The 14173-nt window shown below is 68.5% G+C and carries 12 protein-coding genes; 8 read left to right on the forward strand and 4 right to left on the reverse strand.

The annotated features are described in order from the left end of the window. Positions 1-7: 7 nt before the first annotated feature. The 3 genes from IT779_RS33110 to IT779_RS33120 all read right to left on the reverse strand — a co-directional run bounded on the left by IT779_RS33110 (position 8) and on the right by IT779_RS33120 (position 3500). Positions 8-721: an MlaE family ABC transporter permease gene (locus tag IT779_RS33110; protein ID WP_196153486.1), complete on the reverse strand. Its 714-nt coding sequence runs from the start codon at positions 719-721 to the stop codon at positions 8-10. 77 nt (positions 722-798) lie between these two features. Then, positions 799-2304: an aldehyde dehydrogenase family protein gene (locus IT779_RS33115; protein ID WP_196153429.1), complete on the reverse strand. Its 1506-nt coding sequence runs from the start codon at positions 2302-2304 to the stop codon at positions 799-801. Positions 2305-3062: 758 nt separating this feature from the next. Next, complete coding sequence (locus IT779_RS33120; protein WP_196153430.1) at positions 3063-3500, reverse strand: LLM class oxidoreductase; 438 nt, start codon at positions 3498-3500, stop codon at positions 3063-3065. Between the two features lie 99 nt (positions 3501-3599). On the opposite strand from IT779_RS33120, the gene IT779_RS33125 reads away from it, so the two are divergent. From IT779_RS33125 to IT779_RS33160, 8 genes are all read left to right on the forward strand, one after another. Further along, entirely contained in the window at positions 3600-4178 is a 579-nt protein-coding gene (locus IT779_RS33125; RefSeq protein ID WP_196153431.1) for a TetR/AcrR family transcriptional regulator, read from the forward strand. Between the two features lie 367 nt (positions 4179-4545). Beyond that, positions 4546-5766 carry an oxygenase MpaB family protein gene (locus IT779_RS33130; RefSeq protein WP_196153432.1) on the forward strand — a complete coding sequence of 407 codons (1221 nt, stop codon included), beginning with the start codon at positions 4546-4548 and terminating at the stop codon, positions 5764-5766. A gap of 377 nt (positions 5767-6143) precedes the next feature. Continuing rightward, entirely contained in the window at positions 6144-7358 is a 1215-nt protein-coding gene (locus IT779_RS33135) for an LLM class flavin-dependent oxidoreductase (RefSeq protein ID WP_196153433.1), read from the forward strand. An 11-nt stretch (positions 7359-7369) separates the two neighbouring features. Continuing rightward, positions 7370-8731, forward strand: a complete 1362-nt coding sequence (locus tag IT779_RS33140; RefSeq protein ID WP_196153434.1) for an NtaA/DmoA family FMN-dependent monooxygenase — start codon at positions 7370-7372, stop codon at positions 8729-8731. A gap of 189 nt (positions 8732-8920) precedes the next feature. Then, positions 8921-9148 carry a ferredoxin gene (locus IT779_RS33145; RefSeq protein WP_196153435.1) on the forward strand — a complete coding sequence of 76 codons (228 nt, stop codon included), beginning with the start codon at positions 8921-8923 and terminating at the stop codon, positions 9146-9148. Next, a complete protein-coding gene (locus IT779_RS33150; RefSeq protein ID WP_196153436.1) occupies positions 9145-10575 on the forward strand; it encodes an NAD(P)/FAD-dependent oxidoreductase in 1431 nt (476 codons plus the stop codon). Before IT779_RS33145 ends, IT779_RS33150 begins: the two co-directional genes overlap by 4 nt. 36 nt (positions 10576-10611) lie before the next feature. After that, positions 10612-11817, forward strand: a complete 1206-nt coding sequence (locus IT779_RS33155; protein ID WP_196153437.1) for a cytochrome P450 — start codon at positions 10612-10614, stop codon at positions 11815-11817. Between the two features lie 451 nt (positions 11818-12268). After that, entirely contained in the window at positions 12269-13141 is an 873-nt protein-coding gene (locus IT779_RS33160; RefSeq protein WP_332839073.1) for a peptidoglycan recognition protein family protein, read from the forward strand. 71 nt (positions 13142-13212) lie between these two features. Here IT779_RS33160 and IT779_RS33165 read toward each other — a convergent pair whose 3' ends face one another. Beyond that, entirely contained in the window at positions 13213-13947 is a 735-nt protein-coding gene (locus IT779_RS33165; RefSeq protein ID WP_198429209.1) for an FkbM family methyltransferase, read from the reverse strand. Positions 13948-14173: the final 226 nt, after the last annotated feature.

The following is a 14173-nucleotide window of genomic DNA, read 5'->3' on the forward strand; positions in this document are numbered from 1 at the left end:
TTCCCCCTCATCGAACCGTCATCTGGATGCCGATCGCGGTGACCGCGACATTGATCACGAACAGCGACATGAACGCGTAGACCACCGTCTCGTTCACCGCGTTGCCGACCGCCTTCGCGCCGCCGGTCACGATCAGGCCGCGCCAGCAGGCCACCAGCCCGGCCACCAGGCCGAACAGCAGCGCCTTCACCGAGGAGATGATCAGCTCGTTGATCCCGGTGAGCAGCGTGATGCCCGCGGCGAACGCGCCGGGGTTGACGTCCTGCACGAAGACGGAGAACGCGTAGCCGCCCATGATCCCGATCAGGCAGACCAGGTTGTTCAGCAGGAACGCCACCAGTCCCGAGGCGAGCATGCGCGGGGTCACCAGGCGCTGCACCGGATCGATGCCGAGCACCTGCATGGCATCGATCTCCTCGCGGATGGTGCGTGAGCCCAGGTCCGCGCACATCGCGGTGGCTCCCGCGCCCGCCACGATCAGCACCGTCACCATCGGGCCGACCTGGGTCACCGCGCCGAACGCCGCGCCCGCGCCGCTCAGGTCGGCGGCGCCGAGCTCGCGCAACAAGATGTTGATGGTGAAGCTCACCAGCACGGTGAACGGAATCGCCACGAGCAGGGTCGGCACCATCGACACCCGCACGATGAACCAGGACTGCTCCAAGAACTCGCGGGTCTGGAACGGGCGCCGGAACGCGAACTTGACCGCGTCCGCCGACATCGCGAACAACCCGCCGACCGCCTGCAGCGGCGTGGCGGCACGGCGCAGGATCGCGGGCCGCCGCGACCGCACGTCACTCACGGCACGACCGTCGCGAAGGTCTTGCGTTCCAGGAACTCCTCGAGACCAGCGATGCCCATCTCCCGGCCGATGCCGGACTGCTTGAACCCGCCGAAGGGCGTGTCCATGCCGAAGAAGCGGCCGCCGTTCACACTGAACGCGCCCGCCCTGATGCGCCGCGCCACCGCGACGGCGCGGTCCTCGTCCTTGCTGTACACCGCGCCCGCCAGTCCGTAGATGGAGTTGTTGGCGATGCGCACCGCGTCGTCGTCGCCCTCGTGGCGCAGCACCACGAGCACCGGTCCGAAGATCTCCTCCTGGGCGATCTCGCTGTCCGGGTCGACATCGGTGAGCACGGTCGGGGCGTAGAAGAAGCCGGGATCGATCTTGTGGCCGCCGGTGACCAGTTTCGCGCCCGCCTCGACCGCGCGCTGCACCATGCCGTGCACCTTCTCGCGCTGCTGTTCGCTGATCAGCGGACCCATGTAGGTGTGCGGGTGCGCGGGGTCGCCGTGCGAGATGTTGCCGAAGCCCTGGGCGAGCAGTTCGATCATCTCGTCGTGGCGCGCGCTCGGCACGAGCAGGCGCGAGGTGAGCGCGCAGCCCTGACCGGCGTGCGAGGTCATGCTGAACGCGGAGAACATCGCGGGCAGCGCGAGGTCGGCGTCGTCGAGGACGACCATGGCCGATTTGCCGCCGAGTTCGAGGAAGACCTTCTTCACCGTCGCGCTGGCGGCGGCCATGATGCGCCGTCCGGTGGCGGTCGAACCGGTGAAGGTGATCATGTCGACGTCGGAATGGGTGGTGAGCACCGGCCCGACCTCCGCCGAGGAGGAACTGAGCACATTCACCACGCCCGGCGGGATGTCGGTGTGGTTCGCGATGAGCTCGCCGATCGCCAGGGTCACCAGCGGGGTGTCGGGCGCGCCCTTGAGCACGACGGTGCAGCCCGCCGCGAGGGCGGGCGAGAGCTTGGCCAGCGCCAGCTGGTTCGGGTAGTTGTAGGCGATGATCGCGGCGACCACGCCCGCGGCTTCCTTCTCCACCCACCTGCGGTGTTTGGCGCCGCGGATCTCCATCTCGCCGAGTTCCTCCGACATCGGATAGTCGCGCAGCAGGTCGGCGTAGTAGCGCACGATCGCGACGGCGTCGTCGACGTGCGGGCCGTTGGTCAGCAGCCGGGCGGCGCCGCATTCGGCGATGGTGAGTTCGCGCAGTTCCTCGATGTTGTCGAGGAGCGCGCGGTGCAGCTGGTCCAGACAGTGCAGTCGGAATTCGGTGTCGGTGGCCCAGGTGGTGGTGTCGAAGGCGCGGCGGGCGGCCGCGATGGCGGCCTCGGCGTCCTCGACGCCCGCGTCGGGTGCGTGGCCGAGCACTTCCCCGGTGGCCGGGTTCAGCGTCGGGAAGGTGGTCGCGGCGCCGACCAGCCGACCGTCGATCAGCATGCGGCGGTCGAACCCGTCCGCGGTGCCTGCCGTCTGTCCGTCGCCGGACGCGTCTGCTTCCCTGACCTCTGATTGCATCGTTCGCCCCTAGTGGAAATCACATTCTCTTCGCGACAAGGCTACAGCTTGTGACCGAGAACTCAATACCTCTCGGTAACCTTTTCCCCTTGCGCCCGCGAATGCGAAGAGCTAGTAGCAGAAATGCATGGAAGCTACCGAATCCGAGCCCCGGAGAGCGGTCGGGAAAGACGGTGACAAGGCAACCGAACAGGAGTTGACCCCGGGCGTCACACTTTATTTGGAGCGCTTTTATTCTCTTTATTAGTCGCGTTGTCGTCAGCAGGAAAACTGCCTCTGAACAGCTACTATCCCCTCGGCAACGCGGGAGTGATCGACGTCATAATCAACCACTCGACAGCGATATGGAACGGCTGGAATCCAACGGAGACTCAACACGCCGCCAACATAGCTTGCGAACATCGATAGCCGACCGATCCGACGTACCAGGCAATTCGTACACACACGGACAGAGGTCGAGTGCGACAGCTCCGTCGAATTGTTCCCGACCGCTCGCGCGACAATTCACGAGGAACGGTTATCCGAATTCATTCGTCCGTCGGCGCGATGCCGCCTCCTCAGAAAACTCGTCACGAAGTGCCGCCACGGCGCCCGCTACCGCACCGGCGGCACGACGCTCGTGACGCTCATGCGCACGCTTCAGCCAGGTCGCAGCGATTTCTGAAGCCACGACCGGCCGCGATAGCGCTGTTCTCCATAGAGGAGAATACCATAATCGCAGCTACACACCAGTACCGCGGGGCCGAGGACGCGGGCGTTCACACCCGTTCAGCGAGCCCGAGCAGCGGCGCGAGCACCTCCAACTGGTCGACCGCCGAGGCCAGGTCCGGCGCGAGCGGATGCAGCAGCACATGGTCGGCGCCCGCCGCGCGATGCGCCCGCAACCTCGCGGCGACCGCCTCGGGATCGCCCGCCGCGAGCACCGCGTCCATCAGCCGGTCGCTGCGCCGACCGACCACATCGGCATCGGTGTAGCCGAGCCTGCGGAAGTTCGCGGTGTACGGACTCGACTCGCCGCGGGTATCCAGCGCGACCACAGCGCGCAGCAACTCGCGCGCATGTTCCGGGGCGACGCCGGTGAGCAGGAACTGATGCGGGATAACCAGCGCCTCCGGGCCGAGCGCCGCCCTGGTCACCGCCGTCTGGGCCACCGGCTGGCTGAACGGGTGCGCGCCGTCGCCGCGGCGCGCCGCCAACGCAGGCGCCCCCGGGCCCCAGCGCGGCGAGCACCACGGCCGACCGCGCGAAGAGCCGGCGATATCTCGCGAACCCGCGAACGAGAGGAGAATCGCGGCATGGAACGCACGCCGAGCGCGCGCCCGCTGCGCGCCGACGCCAAGCGCAACCGCGACCGCCTGCTCGAACGGGCCCGCGAGCTGTTCCTCGAACGCGGCATAGACGCGCCGCTCGAGGAGATCGCCGCGCGCGCGGGCGTCGGCGTCGGCACCCTCTACCGCCACTTCCCGACCAGAGAGGCGCTGCTCGAGTACCTGCTGCGCGAGCGGTTCGACGCGCTCACCGAACTCGCGAACGAACTCGCACGGGAGTCGGAACCCGGTGCGGCGCTGCGGGAATGGACGCTGCGCTTCGTCGAGGCGACCACCGTCTACCGCGGGCTCGTCGGCGCGCTCACCGCGACGTTGCACGACCCGGGCTCGGCGCTGCACGCCGCGTGCGAGCGCATGCGCGGCGTGGGCGCCGATCTGCTCGCGCGCGCACGCGAGGCCGGTCGGATGCGCGCCGATGTGTCCACCGAGGAATTCCTCACCCTGGTCGCCGGGGTGGCCTGGTCGGGTGAGCAGATGCCCGACGCCTCGCCGCACGAGCGCCGCCGCCTGCTGTCGCTGATGTTCGAGGGGCTCGAGCGCGACTGAGTCCGCTGCGTGCCTGAGCATTCTCCGGATCATCGATCTTCGTAGATGTGACCGACCGTTAACCCATGATCGTGATATCGCAGTCGACTCGAACTCCACGATCGACCCGGCGACCAGAGCTGGCGACACAACCGTTGTGCACGGTAACAGCGCAGCTCAGAACGTTCAATTGACAGTAGAGGACAAAGTTCCGTAATCCTGGCCACCCTCCAGCAGAGTTGCCCCAAAGCAAGTACGTACCGGCTGGACGCTTGCTAAGTTAATGACTATTCCGATCGGTGTCGAAGCCGGAACGGTCCGACGCATCGCGCTAGAAGTCGACGCGATGAACCCGATCGCGATGAACTCAATGAGGAGTAGCGAAGCCATGGACGATCTCAACAGGCGCGACGCATTGAAAGTGGGCAGTGCGTTGGGAGCCATCGGCGCGTTGGCGGTGGTCGCACCCGCCCGCGCGCAACCGTGGACCTGGTCGCCGGAAGGCTCGGTGGCGGGCGGCGGCGACGGCGCGGACCCGATGGGAGTCTGGGACGACGAAGCCGACCCCGTGGTCGCCGACCTGCTCGACAACCACGACGTCACGGCGGTCAACGACCTACTGCGCACCTGGACCCGCAACGGCCAACCGCTGCCCGACGGTCTCCCGAACGGGCTGCGCGACTTCATGGAGTACGCGCGGCAGCTACCGCCGTGGGCCGACCAGGGCCAGTTGGCCACCGCCATCGAATTCAACTCCAAGCGCGGCCTCTACCTCGGCGTCCTGTACGGCCTCGCGAGCGGCATGATGAGCACCGTCATCCCCAAGGAAGCCCGCGCGGTCTACTACTCCAAGGGCGGCGGCGACATGAAGGACCGCATCACCAAGACCGCCAAACTCGGCTACGACATCGGCACCGCCAACGCCTACGCGCCCGACGGCGAGATGATCGTCACCTGCGTCAAGACCCGGCTCGCGCACGCGGGCGTACGCCACCTGCTGCCGCGCTCCCCCGGCTGGTCTGCCGTCGCCGAGGAAGGCATCCCGATCAGCCAGAACGACATGATGGTCACCTGGCACAGCCTGCCGACCACCGTCATGCGCCACCTCACCGCGTGGAAAGTCCCCATCCCCTCGGGCGAATCCGCCGCCTTCCTGCACTCGTGGCAACTCGCCGCGCACATGCTCGGCATCCGCGACGAATACATCCCCAACTCCTGGCCCGAAGCCGAATCCCAAGCCCGCCAAACCCTCGACCCCATCCTCAACGCCACCCCCGAAGGCATCAAACTCGCCGACATCCTCCTCGACCTCGGCGCCCAACTCGACCTCACCGTCCTCAGCAGAGGCGTGCTGAGCGCCTTCACCCGCTTCCTACTCGGCGAACGCATCGCCGACTCGCTGTACATCGGCCGCGAACCCGTCTGGAGCCCGCTGCTCGAATTCAGCTGGGGCCCTTTCGTAGCCGTACGCGAAGGTCTACTCCCCGTGGTCCCCCTCGCCAAAGAGACCTACTGGCTCTTCGACGAGTTCCTCCGCCGCTTCGCCCTGCTCTACCTCAACGAACTCCGCTTCACCATCAGCATCGAAATCCCTACCCGCAACCGCTGACCCGTCCTCCGGACTCCCCACCGGAGGACACCCGGCGGCGGGGGGGGGCCCCCCCCCCCCCACCCCCCGCCCCCGGGCCCCCGCGGCCCCCGCGCCCGCCGCCTGCCCGACGCGGCCCGCGAGTCCGCGTTCTCACGATCGCCGCCGGGTTCCGGATCGGCGACCGCATTCCGCACCGCTCGAGGTGATCCCAATCGTTGACACCGCGGCCGTCGGGCACGACGGTCGGCTCTCGCGTCCGTGACCACCCGTTTCCCCGGATGTACCGCCCGACACCGGGCCGCGTCCCCGCTCGCACATCGCGCCCGCGCGGTGGGTGCGGGGTGCTCCGCGTTGTGTCTCGGCGGTATCCGCGCGACGCAGAGGAACGGGAGACGATGGCGGCGAAAGAATTGCATCTCGGGGTTGCGCTCGACGGGGCGGGGGCGCATCCCGCTGCTTGGCGGGAGCCGAACTCTCGGCCCGCGGAGTTGTTCGGGCCCGCTTACTGGGTGGATCTGGTCGGCGTTGCCGAGCGCGGATTGCTCGACTTCGTGAGCATCGAGGACAGTCTCACCGTTCCGTATGAGCGGCGGGTCGACGCCGACGGCGCCATCGACCGGGTGCGGGCGCGGCTGGACGCGCATCTGATCGCGGCGCGGGTCGCGCCCGTGACTCGGCACATCGGGCTGATTCCGACGATCACCACCACCCATACCGAGCCGTTCCACGTGTCCACCGCTGTCGCCACGCTCGACTACACCTCGCGCGGGCGGGCCGGGTGGCAGGTCAGGGTGTCGGGAACGCCGGAGGAGGCGGCGCATTTCGGGCGGCGTGCGGTGCCCGAGCTCACCGATGCCGAACTCGCCGAGGCCGTGTCCTCGGGTGTGTTCCCGCCGCCGGTGGTCGAGTTGTTCGACGAGACCGCCGATGTCGTGGAAGTGGTGCGGCGGCTGTGGGACAGCTGGGAGGACGGCGCCGAGATTCGCGATGTCGCCGACCGGCGGTTCATCGATCGCGACAAACTGCATTACGTCGATTTCCGGAGCAGCCATTTCAGTGTCAGAGGGCCTTCGATCACGCCGCGCCCGCCGCAGGGGCAGCCGGTGGTCGCGGCGCTGGCGCACGCGCCGCTGATCTACGAATTCGCCGCTCGCGCAGCCGATCTGGTCTTCGTCACCCCGGCGCTGGACGCAGGTCCCGACGCGGTGCTCACCCAGGTCCGCGACGCCGCGACCCGCGTCGGACGCACGGGCGAAGCGCTGCGCGTCTACGCCGATCTGGTCGTATTCCTCGACACCGCCGCCGAATCCGGCGCGCGCCGACTGACCCGGCTCGACGAACTCGCGGGCCGCGAATTCGGTTCCGACGCGGCGATTTTCACCGGCAGCGCCGACGAACTCGCGGATCTGCTGCTGGACTGGTCCGGGCGCGGCGTCGACGGTTTCCGGCTGCGCCCCGGCGTCGCGGTGGACGACCTGAACGCCGTCGCGGATCAGCTCGTCCCGATCCTGCACGGCCGCAATGCATTCCGCACCACTTACCCCAACGGTTCGCTGCGCGCCCTGCTCGGCCTGCCGACCACCGTCCCCAATCGTTACGCGACTGTCTGAGCGAGGTCACCGTGAGCAATCGACGCAAGCAGGTCATTCTCGGCGCCTACCTGGGCGGGGTCAACCACCACACCGCCTGGTGGCATCCCGAGGCGGGCAGCCAGATCGATTTCAGCAGTTTCGAACACACCGCGCGCACCGCCGAACGCGGAAAGTTCGACTTCTTCTTCCTCGCGGAGGGGCTCATCCTGCGCGAACGCGCCGGGAAGATCTTCGACCAGGACATCATCGGGCGCCCGGACACCTTCACCGTGCTGGCCTCCCTCGCGGCGGTCACCGAACATCTGGGTCTGGCGGGCACCATCAACGCCACCTTCAACGAGCCCTACGAACTGGCGCGGCGCTTCGCGAGCCTGGATCACCTCTCCGGCGGGCGCGCGGCCTGGAATGTGGTGACCTCCTTCGACGCCTTCACCGGCCAGAACTTCCGGCGCGGCGGCTTCCTCGATCCGGCCGACCGCTACGTGCGCGCCGAGCAGACGTTGAACGCCGTTCGCGCCCTGTGGGATTCGTGGGACGCCGGAGATGTGGTCGCCGACCGCGACACCGGCCGCTTCCTCGCCCGACCCGAGGCGGGCTCGTTCGCTTTCTCCGGCAGTCAATTCGACATCTCCGGCCGGTTCACGGTGCCGCGCAGCCCGCAGGGGCGACCGGTGATCCTCCAGGCGGGCGTGTCGCCGCAGGGTCGCGATTTCGCGGCCGCCAACGCCGACGCGATCTTCTCCCCCTACGGGAAACTGCCGGAGGCCGCGGAGTTCTACCGCGACATCAAGGCGAGGGCGGTGGCGGCGGGTCGCGCGGCCGACGACATCAAGATCCTGCCCTCGGCGAGTTTCGTCCTCGGCGACACCGAGGCCGAGGCGCGCGAGAAGTACCACACGATCCGCGACGAACAGGTCACCGGGCAGACCGCGCTGATCCTGCTGGAGCAGATCTGGAACCGCGACCTGTCCGCCTACGATCCCGATGGCCCGGTCCCCGACATCGACCCCGATCCGGAGGCGCCCGCATTCATCCAGGGCCGCGCTTTCCTGCACCAGGACCGTTTCGCCACCGCCGCCCGACTGCGCGAGGTCGCCGAGGCGAAGAAGCTGTCGCTGCGCGGGGTGGTGATCGACCAGTTCGAGCGCGGCCCCCTGGTCGGCACCCCGGCCCAGGTCGCCGCGCACATCGACGACTTCGTCGACGGCGACGGCTCCGACGGCTTCATCCTCGGCTCTCACCTGGTGCCGTGGGGCCTGGACGAATTCGTGGACCGGGTGGTTCCGCTGCTCCAGGACCGCGGCGTCCTGCGCGCCGACTACACCGGCGTCACCCTGCGCGACAATCTCGGCCTGCGACCGCTGCCGTCGGAGGCGGTCGCTTCTCGGTAGCCATTACAAGACTGGACGGTCTTCTGAATCCGCCGACGACCTCCGCCCCGCGGCGGTATCGTCGGAGGCGGTTCAGGATGTGGTTCGGGAGCTCCGTGGCGGGTGCGGGCAGTCGCGCACCACGTGGGTGGACAGCGGTGCGGCCGCGTGTCCCGGTGTCGTCACAGTCGCGAGAATCGAGTTGCCGCCGTGAGACTCGTCGTCGATCTCAACCGTTGCCAGGGCTACGCCCAGTGCGCGTTCCTCGCCCCGAACGTCTTCACCCTGCACGGCGAGGAAGCGCTGCTCTACGACGCGGCGCCCGCCGAATCCGAGCACGCGCGGGTGTGGCAGGCCACCGCGGCCTGCCCGGTGCGTGCGATCGTCACCGACGAGGGCCCGTTCATCGAGTCGACCGCGCCGACGGGGCCGCGGTGAAGGTCGAGACCGGGTTCTACGCCACCGTCGCGCAGGCCCGCCGCGCCAGTCGGATAGTCATCGTCGGCGCCTCGCTCGCGGGGTTGCGCGCCGCGGAAAGCCTTCGGGCGGGCGGCTTCTCGGGTTCGCTGACGATCATCGGGGAGGAGCCGCACCCGCCCTACGATCGCCCGCCGCTGTCCAAGGCGGTGCTGCTCGGGCTGTCCGCGCCCGAACACACCGAACTGCCCGGCGATTCCGAGGTGGACGCCCGCTGGATTCTCGGCACCCGCGCCACCGGACTCGACCTGGACGCGAACCGCATCCGCCTCGACGGCGGCGGCGAGATCGAATTCGACCAGGCCCTGCTCGCCACCGGCGTGCGCGCGCGACCGTGGCCCAACCCCGAGGAGGCCGCGCTCGACGGCGTCTTCGTCCTGCGCACCCGCGACCACGCCGCGCGGTTGGCCAGGAGTCTGGCGGCGCGCCCGAACCGGGTGCTGGTGATCGGCGGCGGCTTCACCGGCTCCGAGATCGCCTCGGTGTGCCGCGAACTCGACCTGCCGGTCACGGTGACCGAACGCGGGCCCGCGCCGCTGGTCGGCGCACTCGGCGGGATGCTCGGCGGGATCGCCGCGCGCCTGCAGCGCGACCACGGCGTCGACCTGCGCACCGAGACCTCGGTGACCCGCCTCGATGGCGACGGGGACGGCCGGGTGGTGCGCGCGCATTTCACGCGGGGCGATCCGCTCGAGGTGGATCTCGTCGTCGTCGCGCTCGGCGCGGTCCGCAATACCGAATGGCTGGCCGATTCGGGCATCGCGGCCGGACCGCGCGGCATCGCCTGCGACACCGGCTGCCGTGTCTTCGACATCAACGGCCTGATCACCGACCACATCTTCACCGCGGGCGATGTGGCGCGCGCGCCGAATCCGCTCTACGACTACCAGATGATCGCGCTGGAGCACTGGGGCAACGCGGTCGGCCAGGCCGAGGTCGCCGCGCACAACATGCTGCACGCGGGTCGGGTGCGCCGCGCCCACCTCGAGGTGCCCGCGTTCTGGTCGAGCCAGTTCGGGGTGAACATCAAATCCGTCGGCATACCGACCTTCGCCGACCAGGTCGCCGTCACGCAGGGCTCACTGAACCAGAACCGGTTCGTCGCCACCTACGGCCATCGCGGCCGGGTGACCGCGGCGGTGTCCTTCGACCAGGGCAAGTGGATGGACTTCTATCGCGGCCTGATCGAGTCGGCGGCGGCTTTCCCGCCCGAGTTCAGCGTGCTCGACCCGCCCGAATCCACCGAGATCCATCCCGTCCGGTGGCGTGACCCGGCGACGCTGAGCCACGGCCCGACCGTCTGCGTCACCGGCTATTTCCCCGACGAACGCACGATGTCGGTCATCGAAGGCCCGCGCGCTTCGGCAGGCCACCACTGGCCGAGCTGACACCCGACGCCCCGGCGGAGCAGGAAGGACCTACCCATGGCGACCGAGGAACTGCTGCGGGAGATCATGGATCCGGCCAATCGCGCCGATCCCTACCCCCTGTGGGCCGAGTTGCGCCGCACGCGCGTGGCCCGCCAGGACACCGGCGCCTACATGGTCGGCGGCTATCACGACGTGCTCGCGCTGCTGCACGATCCTCGGGTCAGTTCGGATCGGCGGCACCGCACCGGAGCCGCGGACGCCGTCTCCGATGGCGAAGCGCAGTTTCCCGGCGCGGCGAATCCGCCGTTCATCCGGTTGGATCCACCCGAACACGACCGGTTGCGCCGCATGCTCACCCGGCCGTTCGGGCCGCCGCACTCCCCCGACCGCGTCGACTCCATGCGCGCGGAACTGCACGCCATCGTGGTGTCGCTGGTCGACGAACTCGTGGACCGCGATCGCGTGGACCTGGTCGATGACTTCGCCTACCCGTTCCCGGTCACGGTGATCTGCCGTCTGCTCGGGGTGCCGAAGCAGGACGAGCCGCGCTTCCACGTGTGGGCCGACGCGCTGGTCGCCGCCATCGACCCGACCGGGCAGACCACCGCCGAGCAGGCGCAGCTGGAGATGGCGCGGTACATGGCCGGGCTGATCGCCGAACGGCGCGAGTCGCCCCGCGACGACATGCTGACCGGACTCGTGGCCGACGAGGGGCCCGACGGCACGCTCACCCTGCCGGAGTTGATCGTGAACGCGATCCTGTTGTTCATCGCGGGTCACGAGACCACGGTGAACCTCATCACCAACGGCATGCTCACCCTGTTCCGCGACCCGGAGCTGCTCGAGCGTCTGCGGCGGTCGCCGGAACTGATGCCGATGGCGGTGGAGGAACTGTTGCGTTTCGAACCGCCGGTGCAGATGATTCCGAATCGCACGCCGTTGGCCGATATCGAGATCGACGGTGTCACGATTCCCGCCGGGTCGCAGTTGATTCTGGGGCTGGCCTCGGGCAATCGCGATCCGCGCCGGTTCGACGATCCCGACCGGTTCGTCCCCGACCGTCCCGATATTCGCCATCTCGGCCTCGGCAGCGGCGTGCACAGTTGTTTCGGCGCACCGCTGGCGCGGCTGGAGGGCCAGATGGCGTTGACCGAAATCATTCGGCGCCTGCCGAATCCGCGTCTCGCGCAGGATCCGCCGCCGTATCGACCCAATCCCGTACTGCGCGGTCCGCGCCATTTGCTGGTCGACTGCGGCTGATTACGATTCGGCGAAATCCATTGCGTCCATGACGGTTGACGTGCGCCCGTGATCATTGTCATATTCGGTCACGCGACCAGGTGAAATACGTCGACCTCGGATGTGGACCGCCCGCTCCGGCGGCGCGGAATCGGGAGTGCGCCGATCGGTTACCGAGCCGATGGGACCGCACCTGCCCGACGCCATAGATTCGCACGAATCTTATTCGTACACAACATATTTGCGCGAATCTCAGCCGCCATGCCTGCCGCGCGGATGATCTGCCTCGGGCACACCGCACGGGCGACCCCGAGCACGCAGGCACGGGCCGCGCAATCCCGTGGCTGAGAGCGTCGCACATGGTAGAGACCACGACGCGCCTTCGGCAATGCGCCATGGCAATTCCCTCGGAACCCCCCATCGCGGCGCACAGTGCGTCACCCTGGTCACACGGGGGATGCATCACACCATCGTGAATGTCAGCCCGTCTGTACTAATCTCGATCTTGCTGTCGCCGATGGGAGTCGCGTATCTGCGCGGAACGGCGAGGCAAGGGGAGGAGGGAGTCGTGTCGTGGACAGGGGATCCCGTGTGGTTGGCCGATGTGCTACGCGCGGAGGGGCTCTCGGTCATCGAACATCTGGGCTGGCGAGATCGCGGCCACGGTGATTTCGCCGATATCCGCGGCGTGCTGTGTCACCACACCGGTGGCGGCGGGCCCGACGACTGGCGGATCGTGCAGAACGGCAGACCGGATCTGGAAGGACCGCTCGCCCAACTGGTTCTCGAACGCGACGGCGCGTATCGCGTGATCGCGGCGGGCGTGTGCTGGCACGCCGGACGCGGGCGTTGGCCCGGCTGGCCGACGAACAACGCCAACTACCACGTCATCGGCATCGAAGCGGTGTCGCGCGGAGACGGTTCGGACTGGACCGCCGTGCAACTCGACGCCTACAAGCGCGGATGCGCGGCGATCCTGCGCCGAATAGGCCGCGGCGCGGGCGATTGCGTCGCGCATCGCGAGTACAGCACCGAGGGAAAGATCGACCCGGCGGGTATCGACATGGACCGGTTCCGCCGCGAAGTCCAGGCTTTGATCGAGGGAAGGGATACGCCGATGAGCGCAGCGGAGGTCAAGCAGATCCAGGACTTCGTGGCGGGGTTCTGCGGTCCGATCGGCAGTGATGTCAAGGACATTCGCGAACAACTATGCGGCCTCGCCCAGCGCGACACGGGCGAGTACGACGGGTGGCCGCAGCTGGGGGGACGCACGGTGGTCGACGCGCTCGCGGAGATCATGAAGCGGCTCGATAAACTCGAGCACGGCGCCGCGCCCCCGGTGTGATCCGAAACCTGTTGCCGTCCAGCACATCCCGCGCGCGACGAGGCGCGCGCGGGATGCCGCGGCCGTGACGCTCAGATCACGCGGGTGGCGATCACCTCGTGCAGTTCGGTGCCCGACAGGCTCGGATCCTGACGGGTCACCGGCTCGAGCCCGTGCGCGCGCAGCATGCCGCAGAACTCGGCGAGGCGGCCGTCGGTGTCGTGCACCTCGGCGACCACCGAACGGATACGCGGCCAGTCGTTTTCGGTGATGCCGTGCAGCACCTCGAGTTCGGCGCGTTCCACGTCGACCTTGAGCACGCCGACCGCGCTGCCCGCCGCGTGTTCGGTGAGGATGTCGGAGACGGTCCGCACCTCGACGTCCATGGTCTCGCCGTCGTGCAGCCCTTCGGTGATCAGGTCGATCGCGTCGTCGGCGAGGCCGCTGTTGCGCAGGAAGATCCGCGTCGCCTCGTCGTCGGCGCCGCGGTCGGCGTAGAAGCCGGAATTCGCCGTGGCGCGCGGATAGAAGGTGAACCGCCTCGTGCCGCGCGCCGCACCGACGGCGGTGCGCAGCGGCACGCAGTCGACGACGTGCGCGGCGGCATTGCGGGCCAGGCAGTCGTAGGTCACCGGCGCGGGTTCGGCGGCGATGACGGTGACGCCGGGACAGGTGTCGGCGAACATCATGGCGCTCAAGCCGATATTGGCGCCGATGTCGAGTGCGACGTCGCCGGAACGCAACTGCTGGGCCGCGCGACGGTAATACCCGTCGGTCGACATCTCGTTCCACAGCATGCGCGCCTCGGCGGGACTGGTGCAGGCCACGGTTCTACCGTCGTCGAGCCTGAGTTGTTGGGGTTGCGGAGAATTCGTCGACATACGTTCGTGCCCCCTTCGAATACCGGCCGTCGACGGCCGATGCGGACGGATGATCAAACGCAAAGAACGGGACGAGCTCGATTCGACAAGGGTACAGCCGGCATCGAACCGGCTACGCGGCGGCAACCCACCCCGCGTCGCGCTCCGATCGCCACCGCACCTCGGCACGGGA

The organism is Nocardia bovistercoris, assembly GCF_015674855.1.
Lineage (GTDB): Bacteria > Actinomycetota > Actinomycetes > Mycobacteriales > Mycobacteriaceae > Nocardia > Nocardia bovistercoris.

Excerpts from the sequence above, each read along its gene's own strand:
- IT779_RS33110 (WP_196153486.1), bottom strand. The coding sequence starts at position 721 with ATGTCGGCGGACGCGGTCAAGTTCGCGTTCCGGCGCCCGTTCCAGACC.
- IT779_RS33115 (WP_196153429.1), bottom strand. The coding sequence starts at position 2,304 with ATGCAATCAGAGGTCAGGGAAGCAGACGCGTCCGGCGACGGACAGACG.
- IT779_RS33125 (WP_196153431.1), top strand. The coding sequence starts at position 3,600 with ATGGAACGCACGCCGAGCGCGCGCCCGCTGCGCGCCGACGCCAAGCGC.
- IT779_RS33130 (WP_196153432.1), top strand. The coding sequence starts at position 4,546 with ATGGACGATCTCAACAGGCGCGACGCATTGAAAGTGGGCAGTGCGTTG.
- IT779_RS33135 (WP_196153433.1), top strand. The coding sequence starts at position 6,144 with ATGGCGGCGAAAGAATTGCATCTCGGGGTTGCGCTCGACGGGGCGGGG.
- IT779_RS33155 (WP_196153437.1), top strand. The coding sequence starts at position 10,612 with ATGGCGACCGAGGAACTGCTGCGGGAGATCATGGATCCGGCCAATCGC.